The organism is Candidatus Delongbacteria bacterium (genome assembly GCA_020634015.1).
Classification (GTDB): Bacteria; CAIWAD01; CAIWAD01; order CAIWAD01; family CAIWAD01; genus JACKCN01.
This window is the reverse complement of record JACKCN010000009.1, coordinates 15967-37553: the sequence shown is the minus strand read 5'-3', so window position 1 is coordinate 37553 and position 21587 is coordinate 15967. Positions and strand designations below refer to the sequence as shown.

The 21587-nt window shown below is 63.9% G+C and carries 11 protein-coding genes; 4 read left to right on the top strand and 7 right to left on the bottom strand.

The annotated features are described in order from the left end of the window. Positions 1 to 24: 24 nt before the first annotated feature. Positions 25 to 477, bottom strand: coding sequence for a transcription elongation factor GreA (locus H6678_14630; GenBank protein MCB9475033.1), 453 nt, complete (start codon positions 475 to 477; stop codon positions 25 to 27). 363 nt (positions 478 to 840) lie between these two features. Here H6678_14630 and H6678_14625 point away from each other — a divergent pair, with 363 nt between their 5' ends. From H6678_14625 to H6678_14610, 4 genes are read left to right on the top strand one after another with little or no spacing between them, the layout of a single operon-like run. Continuing rightward, positions 841 to 2277 (top strand): proline--tRNA ligase, encoded by a 1437-nt coding sequence (locus H6678_14625; protein MCB9475032.1) that lies wholly within the window; start codon positions 841 to 843, stop codon positions 2275 to 2277. A 39-nt stretch (positions 2278 to 2316) separates the two neighbouring features. Further along, positions 2317 to 5097, top strand: a complete 2781-nt coding sequence (locus H6678_14620; GenBank protein ID MCB9475031.1) for a response regulator — start codon at positions 2317 to 2319, stop codon at positions 5095 to 5097. Between the two features lie 35 nt (positions 5098 to 5132). Further along, entirely contained in the window at positions 5133 to 5966 is an 834-nt protein-coding gene (locus tag H6678_14615) for a DUF432 domain-containing protein (protein MCB9475030.1), read from the top strand. Further along, positions 5963 to 6775: a mechanosensitive ion channel family protein gene (locus H6678_14610; protein ID MCB9475029.1), complete on the top strand. Its 813-nt coding sequence runs from the start codon at positions 5963 to 5965 to the stop codon at positions 6773 to 6775. The genes H6678_14615 and H6678_14610 overlap by 4 nt, the downstream gene beginning before the upstream one ends. A 111-nt stretch (positions 6776 to 6886) precedes the next feature. Here H6678_14610 and H6678_14605 read toward each other — a convergent pair whose 3' ends face one another. From H6678_14605 to H6678_14580, 6 genes are all read right to left on the bottom strand, one after another. After that, positions 6887 to 9544: a zinc-dependent metalloprotease gene (locus H6678_14605; GenBank protein ID MCB9475028.1), complete on the bottom strand. Its 2658-nt coding sequence runs from the start codon at positions 9542 to 9544 to the stop codon at positions 6887 to 6889. 289 nt (positions 9545 to 9833) lie between these two features. Further along, on the bottom strand, positions 9834 to 14294 hold the full coding sequence (locus H6678_14600; GenBank protein MCB9475027.1) for a hypothetical protein: 4461 nt from the start codon (positions 14292 to 14294) through the stop codon (positions 9834 to 9836). Between the two features lie 264 nt (positions 14295 to 14558). Further along, positions 14559 to 15881: a dihydroorotase gene (locus H6678_14595; protein ID MCB9475026.1), complete on the bottom strand. Its 1323-nt coding sequence runs from the start codon at positions 15879 to 15881 to the stop codon at positions 14559 to 14561. Next, positions 15878 to 16831 (bottom strand): aspartate carbamoyltransferase catalytic subunit, encoded by a 954-nt coding sequence (locus tag H6678_14590; GenBank protein MCB9475025.1) that lies wholly within the window; start codon positions 16829 to 16831, stop codon positions 15878 to 15880. Before H6678_14590 ends, H6678_14595 begins: the two co-directional genes overlap by 4 nt. A 3-nt stretch (positions 16832 to 16834) precedes the next feature. Next, positions 16835 to 17392 (bottom strand): bifunctional pyr operon transcriptional regulator/uracil phosphoribosyltransferase PyrR, encoded by a 558-nt coding sequence (gene pyrR / locus H6678_14585; GenBank protein MCB9475024.1) that lies wholly within the window; start codon positions 17390 to 17392, stop codon positions 16835 to 16837. 1486 nt (positions 17393 to 18878) lie between these two features. Then, positions 18879 to 21317, bottom strand: a complete 2439-nt coding sequence (locus H6678_14580; protein MCB9475023.1) for a T9SS type A sorting domain-containing protein — start codon at positions 21315 to 21317, stop codon at positions 18879 to 18881. Between the last annotated feature and the right edge of the window lie 270 nt (positions 21318 to 21587).

The window sequence follows — 21587 nt, the reverse complement described above, 5'->3', positions numbered from 1 at the left end:
GCTGGTCGAAGTACTTCTCGATTTTCAGGATCTCGAACTCGAGCTCGCCTGCGGGTACGGTGATCTTGGTCTTCCGCCAACCTTCTTGCCGATCAGGCCCTTGGCCAGCGGGCTCTGGATGGAGATGCGCCCGCTGGCGATGTCCATGTCCTCGGCGGAGACCAGCTTGAACACCTTTTCCTTCTTCTGCTTGAGGTCCATCAGGGTGACCTTGGTGAAGAAGCGCACGCTGCTGATGTCGATCTCCTCCTCCTCGACGATGCGGCAGGAATTGATCTTGGCTTCCAGCGAGTCGATCTTGTACATCAACATGGTCATTTCCTCGCGCGCCGCGTGATACTCGGCGTTCTCGGAAAGGTCGCCCAATTCGCGCGCCACGGCGATCCGGTCGCGGACCAGTGGCTGCTCGGCGCGCAGTTCGGCCAACTGTTCGTGCAGTCGCTCATAGCCCTTGCGCGTGATGTAATGGGTGCCCATGATTCTCCTTGCTGGAATAAAAAGGACCGTTACCTGCATGGGGTAATGGCCCTGAGATCACCGGGCGGCAATGTAAGCAAGCAAGTCCAGCCTTCCAATGATCGCCCGGGCCCCCGCACCGCTGGGCCTTGCCTGCCCTGAACTCAGGGTTCCTGCCTCGTTCCCGGACCTCCGGGTCCATCACGCGGGGCCTGGATTCTGGTTTCGGCGCCTCCCGGCGTACGCTGCGGGCGGAGCATCAACTTTCTATATTGATGCCCCGAATCAGGAAGAGGGTCACCCGAACCCCACATACCCCGGCCGGCCAGGCCGGATTCCTGCGTGCCTCCCATGGGGGCACGTGGCCCATCTGCAGAGGACGACGTGGCGCGCAATATCACTCCCCGTGACAAGGACTATCCCCAGTGGTATCTGGATGTGATCAAGGCCGGTGAACTGGCGGATCACGCCCCCGTGAAGGGCTGCATGGTCATTCGCCCCACGGGCTACGCCCTCTGGGAAAGCATCCAGCAGGACCTGGACCGGCGCTTCAAGGAAACGGGACACGTCAACGCCTATTTCCCGCTGCTGATTCCCGAGAGCTTCATGACCAAGGAAGCCGAACACGTCGAAGGCTTTGCCCCCGAATGCGCGGTGGTGACCCACGGCGGCGGCAAGAAACTTGAAGAACCCCTGATGATTCGCCCGACCTCGGAGACGATCTTCGGGCACATGTACTCCAAGTGGCTCACCAGCTGGCGCGACCTGCCGATCCTGATCAATCAGTGGGCCAATGTGATGCGCTGGGAGCTGCGCACCCGACTGTTCCTGCGCACGGCGGAATTCCTCTGGCAGGAAGGCCACACGGCCCACGAAACGGCCGAGGAGGCCCAGGAGGAAACCCAGCGCATGCTCGAGGTCTACCGGGACTTCGCCCAGGACTATCTGGCGATTCCCGTGGTCACCGGACGCAAGACCGAGCAGGAGAAATTTCCCGGGGCCGTGGCCACGTACTGCATCGAAGGCATGATGCAGGACGGCAAGGCGCTTCAGATGGGCACCAGTCACAACCTGGGGCAGAACTTCGCCAAGGCCTTTGAAATCCAGTTCTCGGGCCGCGACAACCAGCTGGCCTTCGCCTGGACCACCTCCTGGGGGGTGAGCACTCGCCTGATCGGAGCGCTGATCATGGTGCACAGCGACGACGATGGTCTGGTGCTGCCGCCCAGAATGGCCCCCACCAAGGGTGTGGTGATTCCTCTCTGGAAGAACGACGAGGAGCGCGCCGTGGTGGAGCCCTTTGCCGATCAGGCCCTGGCGATCCTTCGTGGCAGACTGGGCAAGCTCAACGTGGTGCTCGATTCCCGCCACGACGACCGCCCCGCAGACCGCTTCTTCCACTGGGCCCAGAAAGGTGTGCCCTTCAGGCTGGAAATCGGCATTCGAGATGCCACCCAGGGCACGGTCTGCCTCGTGACCCGTCATGACCGCAAGAAGCACTTCCTGTCATTGGCTGACCTGGAGAGCGGCATCGACGCTCTGCTGGAATCCATGCAGGCCGAACTCTTCCAGCGTGCGCTGGCATTGCGCGAAAGCCGTACGGTGCAGGCCGACAGCTGGCAGGAGTTCCAGGAGGCCATCGCGGCGGGCAAGTGGGTGCGCGCCCACTGGGATGGCAGCACGGCCACCGAGCTGGCGATCAAGGAAGCCACCAAGGCCACGATCCGCTGCATTCCCGATGACAGCCAGCCCGAAGAAGGGCGCTGCGTGTTCAGTCAGCAACCGTCATCGCGGCGTGTGCTCTTCGCCCTCAACTACTGACGCCCACGACCGGGGCGTCCATGACAGTCCAGAGGATTCATGCCCGGTTCCACAGCCCTGATCCTGCTGCTGTCGCCCGCCGGAAGCGATCCCGGTCCGCTGCAGGAACGCCTGCGGGCGATTCTGGGCACGCGCCCTCTGCTGGAGCCTCTCGGCGCCAATCCCGAGGAGTGGCCGGAACGGCATGCCGGATCCCTGATCCTGCGGACCCTGGATCCGGCGGAGCTGGAAGACACGCTGGACGCCCTGCAAGCGCATCAGCCCGGGCCACCTGTGCTGGCCGTGCTGGCACAGCGGGACTTCGAGCTTTCCCGGCGCTGCCTGCGTGCGGGAGTGGTTGATCTCCTGCTGAGCGAGGAACTTGACCAGCTGCCTGATCGCGCGGATCACCTGCTGGCCTGGCATGGGCAGGGCAGGGCCGGTGGGGGGGCGGCCGAACAGATGCGCCTGATGCTGGACACGATGCCCGAATTCCTGTGTTACAAGGATGGGGCCGGTCGCTGGCTCGAGACCAATGCCTTCGGCATGGACCTGTTCCGCCTGACGACTGGCGCCTTCAAGGGCAGGACCGACATGGAGCTGGCCCGCGAGCAGCCGGAACTGGCCCCCGTGTACCATGCCTGCGTCCTCTCGGACGAAAGGGCCTGGAACCACGGCAGCATGTCCCGTGGCGAAGAACGGATCCCCGTGGGCGACGAGCTGCTGACCTTTGACGTGATCAAGGTTCCACTGTTCAATCCCGACGGCAGCCGGCGTGGTCTGGTGATCATCGGTCGCAACATCAGCGACCGGCGCAAGGCCGAGCAGGCTCTCGGGGACTCCGAGAACGACCTGCGCCTGCTCTCCTCCGTGCTGGCGAACCAGGGCGGCGACTATACGGCCAACGTGAAGCAGATCATCGAACTGACGGGCGCCCTGCTCGACTGCGACCAGGTGATCCATTTCCGGGTCAGCGATCAGACCCTGCATGCCATCGGCCACTGGGGCCAGCTGGCGGGTCCGATTCCCGACAAGCAGCTGGAAGGCACTCTCTGTGCACATCTGCTGGACCTGCAGGAGAGCGACTTCCTGGTGCTGCCGGACCTGCAGCAGAGCCGCTGGGCCCAGACCGACTCCGTGGTGCGCAGTCTGGGCAGTCGGACCTGGCTGGGGCACGTGATCCACGACGGTCGGGGCACACGCATCGGAACGCTCTGCCTGCACTACCGGCGCCCCGTCGAGCTGCGGCCCTCGAAACTGAGTGTGCTGACCCTGCTGGCCCGGGCTCTCGAGTCCGAGGAAAAACGCCGCGAAAGCGAAGAAGCCCTGCGGGCCAGCGAAGCGCACTACCGCGAATTCTTTGAAAACGATCTGACCGCCGATTTCATCTCCACACCCGCGGGCGTGCTGCTGGACTGCAATCCCGCCTTCGTGCGCCTGTTCGGCTTCCCATCGCGGGAGGAGGCCCTGGCCAGCAATGTCTCGGTGCTCTTTCCCGATGCGCGCATGCACGAGGACATGCTCGAGGAGCTGACCCGGACCGGCAAGCTGGAGTACCGCGAGCAGACCTTCCGAAGCCAGGACGGCGAACTTCTGTATACCATCGTCAACCTGCTGGGAAGTGTTGACGACAAGGGCCTGCTCACCGGCATCCGCGGGTTCCTCTTCGACATCAGCACACACAAGGAACTGCAGCAGCAGTTTCACCAGTCGCAGAAGATGGAATCCATCGGCCGGCTCGCCGGTGGTGTGGCACACGATTTCAACAATCTGCTGACCGTGATCAACGGACACGCCGAGCTGCTGGCGGCACAGTTTCCCGCCGGAACTCCCGTGCGTGACGCGGCGGACCAGATCGGTCGGGCCGGTGACCGGGCCGCCCGGCTCACCCGCCAGTTGCTGGCTTTCAGTCGGCGTCAGGTTCTGCAGCTGGCCCCCGTGGAACTGAACCGCATCGTGGGAGACATGCACCGGATGCTCGAGCGTCTGATCGGCGCCGACGTGCTGCTGCTGACCGATCTGGAACCGGGCCTGCCCTGCGTTCTGGCCGATCAGGGCCAGCTGGAACAGGTGGTGGTGAACCTGGTGGTGAATTCGCGGGATGCCATGCCCGCCGGTGGCAGTCTGACGATCTCGACCCGGCTGGCGGACGTGGATGCGCGCTTCTGCCACGGCCATCCTCCCATGCTGCCCGGCCGCTACTGTCTGCTGGAAGTACAGGATACCGGTCAGGGCATGAGCGAAGAGACACGCCAGCGACTCTTCGAACCTTTTTTCACCACCAAACCCAAAGGCAAGGGCACGGGACTGGGGCTGGCCACCGTGTACGGCATCGTCAAGCAGGTCGGGGGCTACATCTGGGTGGACAGCTCCCCCGGGCAGGGCGCCCGGACCCGGATCTATCTGCGGCCCATCTCGCGCCAGCACACGGCGGTTGCCCCACGGACGAGCGCTGCCCGCAACGATCAGGGCGGCAGTGAAACCCTGCTGCTGGTCGAGGATGAGCCGATGGTGCGTGAACTGGCGGCGCGCGTGCTCAAGGACAAAGGATACCGCGTCCTGGAAGCAGGCAATGGGCTGGAAGCGCTGCAGGTGCTGGATCGCGAACGCGAGGTCCAGCTGGTACTGACCGACATGGTGATGCCCCGGATGGGCGGTGCCGAACTGGCGCGGCAACTGACCCAGAGCAGGCCGGAACTGAAACTGCTGTTCATGACCGGACACGCCGAGGAACCGGACCGGCGATTGCTGAAGGGGCCCGGCACCACGGTGATCACCAAACCCTTCCTGCGTGAGACACTGTTGCGCACTGTGCGCACTCTTCTGGATGGCGGGACATGAGCGCCGGCCACCCCGCCCAGGAATCAGGAGGACGTTTGAGCACGGCCCCACACTTGACACCATGGCCCTGGGGGCCTTTTCAACCGGGCGACGGTGAGCCGGTGGAATGGCGCGCGGGCGATCTCGGCCTGTGGTGCCTGCGGGAAGGCGCGGAGATCCGGCTGGGGAGCCGACTGCTGACCGGCGCAGCGTCGGACGACACTCTTCCCCGGGCCATCGGCTGGGAGCGTTTCAGCGTCCAGGGTGCCGAGCAGGGCCTGCAGATGCATCCGGTCCTGCCGGCCCGAGCATTCGTGGCACGCTGTGAATCGGTGATCCAGCTGCGCCCCCACAGTGAGCTGACCCTGTATGTCAGGCTTCCGCTCTGGGTCTCGGTGCGACTGGCCAGCGACGAGAGCTCGGCGCTGACCGAACTGCCCACGACCACCCTGCGTCGATCCTGGTACGGGTCCTTCACCGCGGGCGAGCTGTGTTACGCCATCCATACCAGTGCGCGCACGCGGCCCGAACCGGATCCGGCCCGCCCCTATCTGGCCCTCTGCCCGGTTAGAATCAGCAATTCCACCGAGACCGAGCTGCGCCTCGAACGGATTCTGCTGCAGGCGCCCCTGCTGGGGCTCTACCGACATCACGACCAGCTCTGGACCGACGAACTGGTTCTGGGGTCGCTGGGCAGCAGCGGCGATTGTGAGCAGGTTCTGGGCGGAGGCGCTCCGGCGGAAGTCCGTGAGGCCCGCCTGATCAGTCCGCCCCGCCAGGTGGCCGGCGGCAGCCTGCTGGGTCGGGCGATGCTCTCGTTGCGGGAGTTTCCCGAGGTGTTCAAGACGCGCCGCGGCCACGTGGGCGGTGGAACAGGAGGAGCCGCATGAGCCCCGAACGCCTGGAATCGCTTGTCCGTGCCTCCATCTGGCTGGTTGTCGGCCTGCCCGCCGTGATCCTGCTCAGCCGCTGGGTGCGTCGCACGGCCGGTGCCCGCTTCACGCCCCAGCGCGGTCTGGTGGCCGGCAAGATCCTGTTCTATGGTGGAGCGGCCCTGCTGCTGGCCAGCGTGCTGCGCGAACTGGGATTCCAGCTGACCACCCTGATGGGCACGGCCGGCATCATCGGCATCGCGGTGGGTTTCGCCTCGCAGACCAGCATTTCCAACATCATCAGTGGCTGGTTCCTGATCGCCGAAGAACCCTTCGCCCTGGGCGATCTGGTGACCGTGGGCAACACCACGGGATTCGTGCTGTCCATTGACATGCTCTCGGTGAAACTGCGCACCCGGGACAACCGCTTCGTGCGCATTCCCAACGAGACCCTGATCAAGGAAACCCTGACCAACCTGACCCGTTTCCCGATCGTGCGTCTCGACCTTCCCGTCGGCGTGGCCTACCGTGAAGAGTTGCCCCGCGTACGCCAGTTGCTGCTGGAGATCGTGCGCGAATCCAGCTGGATCCTCGAGAGCCCCGAGCCTCAGGTTCACATCCAGGCCTTCGGTTCCAGCTCGATCGATCTGCTGCTCTGGTGCTGGGTCACGCGCGACGACTGGTGGGAGGCCCGCACCGCCTTGATTGAAGCGGTCAAGACACGCTTCGACGCCGAAGGCATCGAGATTCCCTTCCCGCATGTATCACTCTATGCGGGCAGTGCCAGCGATCCCCTGACCGTGAAAGTCGTGAACAAGGAAAGCTGAGTCGACGGTGTCACGCACTCCGTTCGGTGTGCCAGGCCTGAGCATCCCTGAACATGACGCGGGGGCCAATCGGCCCCCGCGCTGCATTCGGTTCGTGTCTTTGCACCAGAACTAAAGACGGTCACGTTCCAGCTTCAGTGCCGCATCCACGCGGGCCGCAAGATCCGAGAGGTGCGCCTGGGTCAGGCGGTCGGAACCGCGCTGTGCCTGCCACTGGCCCACACTGCGAGCGATCCGTTCCAGCTCGGCCCGTGCCAGCAGACGGGCATCACGGCCCGCAGCCAGTTTCTCATTGGTCAGCAGGTCAATCATCACGCTGGCATGGGCATTCTGGAGCGCGCGGCCGTCAAGATCCCGGGCCGTTTCGGCCCAGATCGGGTCCGAGAACATCGCGAACAGTTCATCCAGGCCGAGGGCATCCTCGGCGCCCGGCCGGGCGGACAACTCGCTGACACGGTCGAGACGCCTGGGCGCGAACAGATCCTGAAGAATGCGCTCACGGTTGATCGCCAGCAGATCGTGCAGGGGCATGTCCACACGCTCCACCTCCGTGCTGCCATCGAAACTCCAGCGGTAGCCCTGCCCCAGCTGATTCAACCGACGCGCGGGAATCTGCCAGGGACTTGGATCCAGCAGTGCACTCACCAGCAATTGCAGGGCCTCGCGCTGCTCCTGCCCCGTGTACGGATCCAGGGGTGCCAGACCCTTGGATGCCGGTTCGCGCCGGGTGCGCATGGCACCCGCGTAGCGCACCAGGCCCTGGGCCGAGTTCCAGTAGAGCCCGAAACTGCGCTGGAATGCGCTGCGATACACCAGATAATCATCGTCGGGGGCCAGCAGGCGCGCAGGATCGGCCGCCATCAACTTGCCCGCCAGGGCCAGCTGATGACGCGTCCAGGCCAGTTCATTGCTGGAAAGGTCGAAGATCCGGCACTGCGGATCGACCGCACTGCCCCAGCCGTAAACATCGTAGGCATCCTCGTCGGTTCCGTAGATCAGACTCGGATCAGTGGACTCGCTGGCGATGGCTTCCATGCCGGCCCGGTCGGATTCCAGATCCGTGGCGCCCGTGGGAGTGTAACCCCAGCGGATGGCCCAGAGGTCGTAGGGCCCCAGGGTGCTGGTGAAGTAGTCACCCTGTCCGGCCGAACTCAGCGCCACATTGGGTGGGTCGTACTCCATCACCGAATTGACCAGACCATCGGCGGTGGCCGCCTTGTCGTGCAGAGCGTCGAAGGGCAGCAGTCGGCTGCCGCGGAAATTGTGACGCAGGCCCAGGGTATGCCCCACTTCGTGGGCCGTCATCGAGTACAGGTACTGGCTCACATACTCCCAGGGGATCTCGCCCCCGGGCTCCATCGCTCCCTCGGACAACAGGCTCAGACTGACCCAGTCGGAGGCCTGGGCGCCCAGCAGGGCGTGCTGGCAGGAGGCGTGTGACAGGCTGCCCGGCAGGCGCTGCTGTGTGCCACTGGCTTCGGGCAGCAGGCCCTCCTCCATGGGCGGCAGACTTGGGTCAGGCAGCATGCCTCCGCGCGGATCGACACCCGAGCGCCAGCCCCAGCCCGCCCGGCGGACCATGTCGGCTTCGATCAGGATGTCGGCATTGAGAATCTCCCCGGTGTACGGGTTGACCTGGCTGGGTCCCATGGCGCCAAAACTGGGCTCGCTGGAGCTGATCCAGCGAATGGTGTTGTAGCGGATGTCGGCCGGATCCCATTCCGCCGAGTCGGGCATCTGCTTCACCACCAGCGCATTGCGGAAGCCGGCCTGCTCGAAGGCCTTGTTCCAGCTGAGCGCCCCGTCGCGGATCACGTCGCGATAGGCCTCGGGAATCGCGTTCTCGAGCCAGTAGACGATGGGTTCCACGGGTTCGGAAATTGCCGCATCCGGATCCTTCTTCTCCAGGTTCCAGCGATTGGCAAGGCGGATCATCGGGTCCCCGGGGCGGTCATCGCCAAACTGGCGCCAGCCGGTCTGGAAGTACCCCACGCGCGGGTCAGCCAGGCGGGGGCGGTAACTGCTCTCGGGCACTTCGGACAGACTGTAGCGCATGCGGATCTGCAGGGAGCGTGGATCGTTGAGCGTGCTCCAGCCCTGCTTGGGCTTGTCGGTGGAAAAGGCCAGGCTGGCACCGATTTCGGTGTTGGCCGGAAAACTCTGCAGATGATCCAGCCAGCACAGCTCATCATCCATCTGGTAGCGGCTGTCGAGGCGACGTTCCAGACGATGGCCCACCCCACTGAGATCCTTGAGGAACAGCGCGGATGCATCCACGAGCCAACTTCCGCGCTCCTCATGGGGCAGGCATTCGATCTTGAGCGCGGCCAGCGGCGAATCGCTGAAATTGCGCGCGATCATCGGGGCCGTCGCGCTGCCCTCGGCCGCCCGGAACATCAGGTTGCGCTGGATCACCTGAATGCTCTCGCCCACCTTGTGAAAGCGGATGATGTCGTGTCCCGCGGGCATGCCCGAGAGCACTCCCCGGGCGCCGATGCCCGTTTCCTGGGTCATGCTGAGGATGAAGTCGTGATCCAGCTGGGCCGGCAGGATTTCCATCCAGACCGTCTCCTTGTCCCTGTCGTGGTACAGCGTGAACAACCCCGCCACGACGTCGGCGTCCTTGATCAGCTCGGCATAGTCCTTGCCGTCCTTCTTGGGGGCATCTTTCCTGCCGCCCATCCGGACGTCCATCATCCCGTCCTGACCCGCTTGCGCCAGACCCGCGATCACGAGGACCAGGGCCAGTTTCGAATGCACTCTGCTCATGGACAGTCTCCACTCTGGGCCCGCTGCATGGGCCATGACTTCCGCGCCGGAGGCCCCGGAAGATGAATTGGTTGAATTGGGAACGGTGAGGGGTGCCGCATGTCGGCTTGAACGGAGATCAAAGTCGGAGTTGGCAATCGAAGGGCCAAGAAAAAATCCGTGGTGTCGGGCCGGTTTCTGCTGGTCACGCAACCGGGCCAACGAAAACATCCCCCGCCTCTCGCGAGACGGGGGATGCACGAACCGTCAATCCGCCTGAGGCACAGGGTGCCTCAGGCAGGACTCACTCTCAGTAGTTGCCCACCACGTAGTAGTAGGTCTTGCCATTGGGCGAAGGATACGTGGTGGAGGTGCCAACCAAGGTCTCCAGCAGGGTGAAGGGGCCGTACCCGGAGTTGGCGGCGTACACACTGTAGGAAGCGTAGCCCTCGTCACTCCAGGTCAGGGTCACCGTGTTGTTGGCGTTGTGCACGATGCTCAGCACGGGTACGGGAGCCGGCGAGGCCAGGGCGATGCGGATGGTGATGCCATCGTCCAGGCTGCTGCCGGCGTCATTGTAGTTCACTGACAGAGCATCGCTGCCATCGCTGTTCTCGATACCCACCGTGGCTTCCTCGAGGCTGCCGCCGGTCATGGTCTGGTAATTGAACAGGATGCTGCCATCGGCATTCAGAATTGCCTGGAAAGTGTGCGTGAAGTTCGGGGGACCCGGGTATTCGGGAACATCCGTGTACTGCACGATGAAGCGGTTGTTGGCACCATCAGCCAGATACTGAATGGTTCCGTCCGCGCCGGAGTTGGGATCCAGGTCGTCCCAGAAGGGGCAGATCATGTTGTTGTACGAATCGGCGGTCGGGATGGCCTGATTCTGGAAGGTCGAAACGGCCGGTCCGAATGACAGCACACCATTCGCGCCGATGAAGATGCTGCTCTGGTCCACACCGTAGAAGGGGAAGGTGAAGCCCAGCGGGATCGCGGCGGTCACGCCATCATCGGTCAGCGACACACTGACCGCATTGGGATCGTTGAAGATGTCCACGAAGGTGTAGGCCGGACCGTTGGCATCGTCGCTGTTGACCCAGGAGTAACCGAAGGCATCCGGTCCACCGCTGGTGGGACGTGCCACGAAGGAACCCAGATCGCCAAGACCCTGCGGAGATTCGCCACTGTCGTACAGGGCGGTCACGGTGTAGGTGTAGACCACGCCTTCCACGGCACCGTTGTCGGCATCGTCCACGAACGGCGAGGCAGCGGCGTTGCCGACCAGATTGCCATCACGGTAGATATTGTAGTTCAGGAACTGACGGGACGCTTCGTTGTTGCGACGCAGCTCGGCGTTCAGCCGGTCCTGGGCCTTGGAATCCAGAATGGCGGGCTTGTTGAGCGGATCCGTGCTGGCGGTAGCGGGGCCCGGGGCGACCGGAGCCGTCCAGGTCACGGTGGTGGCACCATAACCCCCATCGGTGGCGGCCACGTTGGCCACTTCCCAGGCAGTGGAAACAACCGTGAAGCTGTAGTTGCCGGTGCTGCCGGCGGCACTGTTGGGTCCGGCATCCACGGCGCCGATCGAGTAAGTCACGGTCACACCGGCGGCCTGATGCGGAATGTCGGCAGCATAGGTATCACCCACGGTGTTGGTCATGGGCACCATGACAGCGCCGCCGCCATTGTCGTAGGTCAGTGTGGCACTGGCCACGCCCGAATCGTCGGTGATGTCGGCACTGATGGTGTAATCACCGGCCAATTCGGTCTCAAGCGAGAAGATCGTCTGCGTGTGCACGATGGCCGGTGCGACGAAGTCGCCCGCACCCGGTGTGAACTCAATGGCGACACCGTCCGCGATGGCGCCACCGGCGTCGTTGAAGTTCACCTGCAGACCGACGGTGCCGGTCTGATCTTCGCAACCCACGGTGACATCGGTATTGTTGCCCACGATGCTTTGGTACTGCACGGTGAATGAGCCGTCAGCATAGAGCAGGACCTGGAATGTATACGTACCGTCGCCGCTCAGGCTGGGCACAGCACTCCACTCGAAGATCGCCCGGCTGTTGGCGACATCGTCGTAGTAGTAGATCGCGCCGGTCGTGCTGGTGGTGAGGTCGTCCCACAGTGGGAAAATCGCTGCATTGGGCAAGCTGGCCGACGGCACCGCGACATTGCTGTATGCCGTGCTTGTGGTGGCAAAGTCCATGAGACCATTGCTGTTGACGGACACGCTGTTGTAGGCGGCCGTGTAGAAGGGGAAACTGAACGACAGCGCCTGGCTTGCGCTGACATCGTCACCGACGATACCCAGATTCGTGCCGATGCCGCTGATTTCCACCCAGTCATAGGTGGCCGGAGTGCTCGGATCGTTGCTGTTGACCCAGGTGTAGCCCAGGGCATCGGGACCACCGGAGGTGGGACGGCCCACGGCCATGCCGCTGTCGACAGCGGACACACTGGATTCTTCTTCGTCCCAGAGGGCGGTCACGCTGTAGTCGTAGGCCGTGTTGATCACCACGCCGTTGTTCAGGTCATCCACGAAGGTGGTGGTGGCACTGCTGCCGACCAGGTTGCCATCGCGATAGATGTTGTAGTTCAGGAAGGAACGCGAAGCATTCTCCTCCAGCCAATTGGGATGGGCTGCTTCATAGGTGGCCAGAAGGTCCGCGATCTTGTCGGCGGGCATGTCGGCGGGCACCGTGAAGGGCAGATCGTTCACCGTCAGGGGACGGGGACGGGGAGCCGGGGGAACGACGAACCAGTCGGGAGCCGTCCAGGTGACGGTGATCTGGTCGAGCTGGTCATCACTGGCCAACACGTTCTGGGGCGGCAGGGCACTGTCCACGGCATCGTAGGTGCCACTGGCGCTGTTGTTGCCGGGGATTCCATCCACACCGTTGGTGACGACGGCCGTGACCGAGTACGGATAGTTGCCCGCGGTACCGGGAGCGTTGGAAGTGAATTGCACCTGCTGGCTCATGCCGGCACCCAGGGCCATGATGCTGATGGTGTCATCGGCACCGGCCACACCGTCGTAGTCCAGCTCCACGTCCACATCGGCGGAGGTGGCACCCAGATTGGTGACGGTGGCCATCACGTCCATGCTGCCGTTGATCGAGACAGGGTCGGCGAAGCTGTCCAGAGCCAGGGCCACATCAAAGGACGGGGCTTCGCCCAGGAACACGTCGTCCACGCAGATGTCACCGGTGAAGCTTGTGCCGCGCACGCCGCGGAAACGGACCTGGGTGCGGATGCCCGCATAGGCCGTCAGGTCCACGGTGGCCTGCAGGAAGGGATCGGCCTGCAAAGCCTGCTGCTGGCCGCTCAGACTGAAGACGCCATCGGTCCAGATGCCCATGTCCACATCCTGGACGTCCACGTTCAGGGTGCCCATGGTGGCGCCGACCATGTGGTACCAGAACTTGAGCTGGGGCACGGAGAGGGCACCCAGGTCGAAGACGGGGCTCAGCACCACATACTCCTGACCGGTGCCGCCGTTGCTGGTTTCGCAATAGATGAACTTGCCACCACCGGTGTGGTCGGCCGTGGCACCCGTACCGCCGGAGGGCGTGGTGCTGCCGGCATACCAGGCGGGAGTCCCCGAGCTGTTGGCCCATTTCTCAGTGAAGGGGAAGGCACCCGTGGCGAACAGATCGAAATTCTGCTCGTAGGGGAAGCTGGTGACATCACCGACCACATTGAAGGTGTAGGGACCCGAGGTGGTAGTGAAGGGGCCGTTGCCCGAGTCATCACTGGCCACCACGCGGTATGTCACCGCGGTCAGGTCGGGCTGCTGGGGAATGCTGGCTTCCCAGGTGTCGCCTACCGTGTTGGTCATGGCCACGGTGACATCTCCGCCACCGACGTTGTAGATCATGTCAATGGCGGTCAGTGTGCCTTCGTCCGTGACGGTGGCGGACACCAGATAGGACGGGGTGGTGGTGTTCTGGGTGCCCAACGGGGTGTGCACGATGACCGGGGGATTCCAGTCGCCGGGAGCCTGGCTGAACAGCATGGCCACTCCGTCAGCGATCAGTTCACCCGTACCGTTGTAATTGGCGGCCAGACCAATGGTACCGGTGGCGTTCTCGATTCCCACGGTGGCGCTGGTAAGCACTCCGGGCATGCTCAGATACTGCATCAGGATGCTGCCATCGGGGCGCAGGATCACTTCGAAGGTGTTGTAGGTGACGGCGCTCAGCTTGGGCACTTCGAAGAACTCGATGACGACCTGATCGTTGATCGAGTCATACCAGTGCCAGATCGAGCCGTGGGAGCCGGTGCTCAGGTCGTCCCAGAAGGGCGCGACGATCGCATTGGGCTGGCCGGTGGCCGGCAGGTTCGTGTTGGAGAAGGCGGTACTGGACGCGCCGAAGTTCAAGAACCCATTGGTGCACACCGTGAAGCTGGTGTAGGGCACGCCGTAGAAGGTGAAAGTCCAGGGCAGCGCGATCGGGGAGCTGGAACCATCGTCCGCCACGAGCGCCAGATCGGTGCCGGAGACCGTCGCGTCCACCCAGGCGAAAGTGGGGCCGCCCGCATCGTTGGAATGCAACCAGCCATAACCGTTGGCATCGGGGCCGCCCTCGCGACCCGCGTCATCATTCGCCGGGGCACGCCAATCCGAGGCGGATTCCGCCAACCCAGCGGCCTTCAGCTGAAGTTCCTCAGCCGTGTACTCGGTCTGGACAAAACCCGCGGCCATCGCGGATTGCCAAGCACCGGCCACCGCGAGGGTCAGCAGGACCTTGGAAACTGTTCTCATGCTCTTGCTCCTTGACCTTGGTTCAGGGGAGAACCGTCCGGTATTGCGGTCGGCTCACTGTTGACGACAGTTCAGTTCAGGCTGATGAAAAATCGTTGAGCTGGGCAGCTGTGCCCTGACGCACATATCACGCAACAATCGTTCCGGAATTCGTGGCGCCTGTTTGTCCGCTTCCCAAGCTGAATCAGCTTTGACGTGCTGGCTGGTCCGCTCAGGGAGACTGGCTTTCTGCCCGTTTCTGTACAAGCGTCTGTTCAGCTCCGGTCAGACCCGGATCAGCTCCGCGAGCGACTCATCAAGGCAAGCCAGATCGCCATTCAGAACCCCCAGGCCACTCATAGGCAACTCCTGGCCTTCCCAGGGGCTGTTGACACCCCGGCTCTGGCCAGCGTTCCGCCTGTAGGTCCAGGATTGGCTTCGGAAAAGACTAAGGCAGACTTTCTGCCCTGCCGCAATCCGCACGGCAGGGCGTCCCAGTACACGGCGGGGGCCATCGCTGAACAATTCCACCAGGCGTGCCAGGTTGAGTTCGCCGGTATCGACCAATGCCTTCACCGCGGCTCCGAGGCAGGTTTCCAGGCTGCTGGCACCGAAGGGGCGATAGCTGAACTCCCGGTCCATCCGGTCGAAGTCCGCGGGCCGATGATCACTGACGATCGCCGACAACGTGCCGTCCTTGAGCGCCGCGATCAGCGCGCGGCGGTCCTCCTCGGTGCGCAGCGGTGGCTGCAGACGCAGGCCGGGGCCATAGTCGCTGGCCAGGAAGTCCTCCTCGGTGAAGCACATGTGATGCACGCCCACGTCACCGCTCACCGGCACGCCGCGCTCGCGCGCCTCGCGCAGCAGCTGCACGCTCTCGCGCGTGCTGAGCAGCTGCAGGTGCAGGGGCGCGTTCTCGTACTCGGCGCAGCGGATGTCCCGGTAGACGGCAATGTCCTCGGCGATGGACGGAATGCCCTTGAGCCCACTGAAGAGGCTGGCCCGGCCTTCGTGGACTTCTCCGCCCAGCAGGCTCTCGTCGGCGGAGAGCTGGAAGATGGGCCGCCCGAACTGACGGGCATAGAGCAGGCTGCCGCGCAGGGCGTGGGCCCCGGGCAGACCACGGTTGCCGTCGCTGAAGGCCACGGCACCCGCGTCCACCAGCTCGGCCAGATCGGCCAGGATCTCGCCGCTGCCGCCGCGCGTGACACAGGCCACCGGCAGCAGGCGGGCGGCGTGACCCGCCGCCCGTGTGCGCCAGAACTCCAGGCCGGCGGCGTCATCGATGGGCGGGGTGGTCTCGGGCAGCACACAGACTTCCGCAAAGCCCCCGGCCGCGGCGGCCTTGAGCCCCGTGGCCAGGGTCTCGCGTTCCTCCTGGCCGGGCTCACCGAAGCGCGCGCGCAGGTCCACCAGCCCCGGTGTGATCAGGGCCCCGCTCAGGTCGATCACGGCTCCCGTCCCGGCCTTCAGCGCGGGGCCGATCTCGGCGATGCGCCCTTCCAAGATCCGCAGGTCCATCACGCCATCCAGGCCGGCCCCGGGATCCAGCACGCGCGCGCCCTTGAGCAGCAGGGCGTTTCCGCGCAGGTTGAGTTCCTTCATCATGCGTTCTCCCCCTTCACGGTTTCGGCTCCCAGCAGCAGGTAAAGCACGGCCATTCGCACGGCCACACCGTTGGTCACCTGGTCCAGGATCGCGCTGTACTCGCTGTCGGCCACCTCGCTGGAAATCTCGACACCGCGGTTGATCGGTCCCGGGTGCATGATCGTGATCCCGTTCGGAGCGTGGGTCTTGAGCCGCTCGAGGGTCACCCCGTAGCGGTCGTGGTACTCGCGCACACTGGGGAAATGGTGGGCCGTGTGGCGTTCCTTCTGGATGCGCAGCACGTTCAGCACGTCGCTGTTCTCAATGGCCTCCTCGATGCGGTGGAACACGGTCACGCCCAGTTCGCCGATCGCGCGGGGAATCAGGGTCGCGGGTCCGCAGACCTGGACCTTGGCGCCCAGGGTGCGCAGCGCGTAGATGTTGGACAGGGCCACCCGGCTGTGCAGGATGTCGCCGGCAAGGGTCACCCGCAGATCCTTGAAGCCCCCCGGATGCTTGCTGCGGATCGACATCAGGTCCAGCAGGGCCTGGGTCGGGTGCTCATGTGCGCCGTCTCCGGCGTTGATGATGATGCTGTCTAGGCAGTCGGCCAGAAAGCCGGGCGAGCCCGGGCAACTGTGGCGCATCACGACCGCGTCGATCTTCATCGCCTCGATGTTGGCCGCCGTGTCGCGCAGGGTCTCGCCCTTCTGGGTGCTGCTGGTGCTGGAACTGAAGTTCACCGTGTCGCACGACAGCCTCTTCTCCGCCATCTCGAAGCTGATCCGGGTGCGCGTGCTGTTCTCGAAGAACAGATTGACCACCGTGATGCCGCGCAGGGTGGGCACCTTCTTGATCGGTCGCTCCAGCACTTCGCGGAAGCTGCTGGCGGTGTCCAGGATCAGGCCGATGTCGGCCGCCGTGTAGTGCTGCAGACCCAGCAGATGACGCTGGCTGAGGGTTCCGTCCATGGCTCAGGCCTCCCCGTCGATTTTTTCCACCAGCCAGATCGCGTCCTCGCCGTCGCATTCCTGCATGCGCACGCGCACTTCCTCGTTGGCCGCGGTGGGCACGTTGCGTCCCACATAGTCCGCGCGGATCGGCAGCTCGCGGTGTCCGCGGTCCACCAGCACCGCCAGCTGGATCCTGCCAGGTCGGCCCAGGTCCATCAGCGCGTCCAGCGCGGCGCGCACGGTGCGCCCCGTGTAGAGCACGTCGTCGACCAGGATGATGGTCTTGCCCGTGATGTCCGGATCGATCTGGGTGGGCTGCACGACCGGCTGCTTGAGCTTCATGCGCCAGTCGTCGCGGTAGAAGGTCACGTCCAGCTCGCCGTAGCCGGGAGTGACGGGGTCCAGCCCGGCGATCAGGTCCCGCAGGCGACGCGCCAGAAAGACGCCCCGTGTCTGCATGCCCACCAGCACCAGATCGCCGATCTCCCGGTTGTTCTCGAGGATCTCGTGCGCCAACCGGGCGATGGTGCGCGAGAGCTGACCGGGATCGGCCAGCTGGGATTTGTCACGAAAGGTCATGGGGTGCCTTTCCCATCAGAAGGTGGAACGCAGGACAGCGCCGCGCTGGTTCGCGCATCGGAGCAGCTGTTCGCCAGCGAAGGATCATTGGATTGAATGACTGAGGATGCCCGGGAATGGGCCAAAGGTGGTTCCGGAAAGAAACCGCAGGGGCTTGCAGGGATCGCGCGAGTGCCGGGCGGCAGGACGCGGTGGTGCATCGGAAGTCCTTTCCGGCCTCACGGGACCGGTTTAAAGGGTCAGTCCGCCATGGGGTGCGCGGATCGCGCCAAATATAACGGGCAAGCCGGGACTTGCAAGCCTGCTTGACATCCCCTGCGACGTAGCAACGTAGCTTCCAGCCGGGCCCGATCAAGTCGCGCCATTCTTGTCCTGTTGGGAGGCCGTCCGCGAAATCGGGGCGCCATGCAATGGAACGGAGGCCCTTTACATATTCGGCCGTCGGGGGCCATGCCCTTGCGCGGGCGGCGCTCTCTACCTTTTCTTCGCGAAGAAAAGGGTGGCCAAAAGAAGGCTCAGCAGGCCCCGCGCCGCGCAAACTTGGCCCGCGATGCGGTCCTTCGGGCCAAGCGCGGCGGCCCGCATTCCCTGCTCGACCGTTCCGTCTCGATGGTTCCGCCACCGGCCTCACCGCTGCGGAAGTGACACAATCAGTGTCATCCCCGTGAAAGGGGCGCACAGCATGTGGCGCCCAGAATGAGGATCCCGAGCGGTTACACCGAAACTCATTCGCGTTCGGAACTGCTGTGCGCCGGACGGTGTGCGAGTCACGGATGCTGTCGCCGGTCGCCGGCAATGCACTCCCTTGCGCGGGGGGCGCTCTCTACCTTTTCTTCGCGAAGAAAAGTGTGGCCAAAAGAAGGCTCCGCAGGCCCCGCGCCGCGCAAACTTGGCCCGCGATGCGGTCCTTCGGACCAAGCGCGGCGGCCCGCATTCCCTGCTCGACCGTTCCGTCTCGATGGTTCCGCCACCGGCCTCACCGCTGCGGAAGTGACACAATCAGTGTCATCCCCGTGAAAGGGGCGCACAGCATGTGGCGCCCAGAATGAGGATCCCGAGCGGTTACACCGAAACTCATTCGCGTTCGGAACTGCTGTGCGCCGGACGGTGTGCGAGTCACGGATGCTGTCGCCGGTCGCCGGCAATGCACTCCCCTGCGCGGGGGGCGCTCTCTACCTTTTCTTCGCGAAGAAAAGGTAGACCAAAAGAAGGCTCAGCAGGCCCCGCGCCGCGCAAACTTGGCCCGCGATGCGGTCCGGCGAGCAAGCGCGGCGGCCGATGTCCCCTGCCCGACTGCCCCGCCTCACTGGTTCCGCCACCGGCGTCACCCCTGCGGAAGGGGATGGATCAGAGGCGGAGGTCGAAGCTTCCAGCAGGACCCGACATGCCATACACGGGCTCAACGACAGGTAGCTGTTCCGGTGCAATCCGGGGCGCCATGCAATGGGCGCCATGCAATGGGCGACCCATCCGACTCGTCACGGAATCACTTCAACACCAGCACTTTCCGCACGGCCTGCCCCGAGGGTGTCTCGATGCGGATCAGGTACAGCCCGCTGGCACCCGGTCCCGGGTCCACCGTCTCACGATGGCTGCCCGTCGCCCGGAATCCCTGGGCGAGCGTGCGCACTTTCTGGCCCTGCAGATTGTAGAGCTCCAGCAGAGTCTCCCCCGCAACCGGCAATTCATAGACGACCGTGAATGTCGGATTGGCCGGATTGGGGACGATCGACACGGTGAATGTGGCAGGCACTGGAGTACTCTCGGGCAGTGACACTGCATCAAAGGTCCAGCGGCACTGGCTGTCGTCCGTGTTCCAGCTCTCGTTGTCCCAGCGGACATGCAGGGACATCGACTGCAGGTCGTCGGGCAGTGCCGACACATTGGGGCTGAAGCGGGCACTTTCACCAGCGGCCAGAATGCCGGACACGGTGTCCACCGGCTGATCATTCAGCCAGGTTTCCACGCGCACCCATTCGGAACCCCCCAGCGCCTGTGGACTGGCCTGGAAATCCAGCCAGATCAGGCCGGCGTCCAGCAGGCTGCGGAACTCACTCCAGGCCACCGGCGTCGCACAGGCTTCCGTGGCAGCTTCGCTCCAGCTCAGCACGGGTGGGTCGGGATCCGCGAACTCCAGAGTACACAGTTCTCCATTCTGGTTCCAGTATTGGTAATCCCAGCGGGCACTCAGGTACAGGCTGCGCAATTCGTCCTCGCGGTCCTGGTGGATCTGCGGCCGGTAGTCCACACTCTCGCCCGCGTCCAGCACGACGGTCAGGCTGTCACTCAGCAGATCATTGCGCCAGCATTCGAAATGCAGGACTTCGAAACCGCCCAGTGCATTGACCGAAGCTTGTGCGTGCAAGTAGATCTGGCCACTGCTCAACAGCGGATGGAACTGGAACCACTCAACCTGCTGACCACAGAGCGCCTGAAGGGCGGGAGACGGTTCGATCACCAGAGGATCGGGATCTCCCAGATCCAGGGTCCAGTGGCACAGCTCTCCACCGACATTCCAGATTTGCGAATCCCAGGCTACCGTGAAATGCAGCTCGTGGATTTCTTCCGCAGGCCACTCGCACACGGGATGAAGAACCCGTGTCTGTCCGGCCAGCAAGGTATCCTCACTCTGGGCGATTCTCACCCCATCAAGCCAGGTGGAAAGTGTGAACTCTTCCCGCCCACCTTCCGCTTGAGAATTGGCTTGTACGACAACACTCAGGTCGCCCGATTCCAGCAACTGCTGGAGCAGATCGGCGTCGATGACAGCACCGCAAAGGCCTTCCATTTCCGGCGACAGTGTGATCGTGGGTGGGTCCGCATCGATCCATTCCAGCTCGGGCCAGAAGGGTGGGGTCCGATCGTACAGATTTTCATCATAGCGGAGAGTGCTCTCGGTGAACCCGATGATGAAAGCGGGCGGATCTGAAGATGAGTGACCGAAAACGCCGTGACAGTCAAGAGCCAGTGAGCCACAGAACCACAGTTTGCCCCAACGGTCGGCACCCGTGGAGCCAATGATGCACCCGGGATACCCATAGTCCGCAGGCGGGTCCTCAGAAGGGCATTCCAGAGGTGGAGCGGGTGGATCGTCTCCAACGGTCACCGCCGTACGCCAGTACTCGGCCATGAAAGCCTTGCCCAGAGCCATGACGCTGGCCGTGAGAATCACATCGCGGCGCCACTGATTGCAACGCTCCACAACTGGGTGGTTGTCCAGATAGCAGGGATTGTTCCACGGGGCACTCTGCCCATTGAAGGCCCCATTTTCCAGCGTCGCGGCGATGATCACATCCCTTTCTCCGATCAGTCCCAGTTGAATCGTCGAAGGGACCGGCACCCGTCCGAAGGCCTCTTCGTGGCAGGATGTCGTGTCCGTCCCCGCAACGATCAGATCACCCATGATGAACAGACTGTCACTCACCAACAGGGTCAGGGATTGGCCGACGATGCCCTTCATTCGGGCGACACCGTTGACCCAGAGCACGGGAAATTCGGGATAGGGATGGAACACGAGGGAATCGAGTACCTGTCCTCCGGGCGGGGCGTCTTCCCCGACCCAGCGGCGGGTCAGCCAAAAGCCATCGGGTACGAACTGCAGCTCGGTCGTGATCGAGCGGCCCTCGGAGTCCTGGCCTTCCAGAATGCCTGCTTCCGGAATCATCTGCTTGAGCTGCTCGATCTGCGAGAGGGGTGGCCAGGCCAGCGAATCGTGGAACGCGTGGACCCCTTCCAGAAAGAAGGTCGAATCGTCCACAGGTCCGTGGCAGGTTGCGGGGTCGCGGTAGATCGAGTGGTTACCGATGACACTCTGCTGATTGAAATGGTAGCTGCCCCGCAGCATTGTGTTGTTGAAGAAACGTATCTCGCTGCGGGACTGGAAGCCGGCCAGTCTGGAGTACGGTTCGGCTTGAGATGCGGGCACGGCACACAGCCACAGCAGAAGCAGGACGATACTGACCGGGCGGACCTGAGGCACAGGTCGCATCGATCTGGAGTGCAGGAACGGCCATCGAGTGAGCGCTTTCATCGGATTGCCTTTCGTTGAGTCAGTGGCAGGTGCACTGAGACACAAAGGCTCGGTGGCGGGACGCCGGGCCGGATGGATCGGGAAGCTCGCATCGACGAGTGGGTGACGGGAGAGGGTCACGGACAAGCGCGCTCAAACTGGCAATCGCGGCGTTCTGCATCAAGC

What these genes read in the sequence shown, in the direction of transcription:
- H6678_14630 (MCB9475033.1), bottom strand. Translation starts at nt 477, where the DNA reads ATGGGCACCCATTACATCACGCGCAAGGGCTATGAGCGACTGCACGAA.
- H6678_14620 (MCB9475031.1), top strand. Translation starts at nt 2,317, where the DNA reads ATGCCCGGTTCCACAGCCCTGATCCTGCTGCTGTCGCCCGCCGGAAGC.
- H6678_14610 (MCB9475029.1), top strand. Translation starts at nt 5,963, where the DNA reads ATGAGCCCCGAACGCCTGGAATCGCTTGTCCGTGCCTCCATCTGGCTG.
- H6678_14605 (MCB9475028.1), bottom strand. Translation starts at nt 9,544, where the DNA reads ATGAGCAGAGTGCATTCGAAACTGGCCCTGGTCCTCGTGATCGCGGGT.
- H6678_14600 (MCB9475027.1), bottom strand. Translation starts at nt 14,294, where the DNA reads ATGAGAACAGTTTCCAAGGTCCTGCTGACCCTCGCGGTGGCCGGTGCT.
- H6678_14595 (MCB9475026.1), bottom strand. Translation starts at nt 15,881, where the DNA reads ATGATGAAGGAACTCAACCTGCGCGGAAACGCCCTGCTGCTCAAGGGC.
- H6678_14590 (MCB9475025.1), bottom strand. Translation starts at nt 16,831, where the DNA reads ATGGACGGAACCCTCAGCCAGCGTCATCTGCTGGGTCTGCAGCACTAC.
- pyrR (MCB9475024.1), bottom strand. Translation starts at nt 17,392, where the DNA reads ATGACCTTTCGTGACAAATCCCAGCTGGCCGATCCCGGTCAGCTCTCG.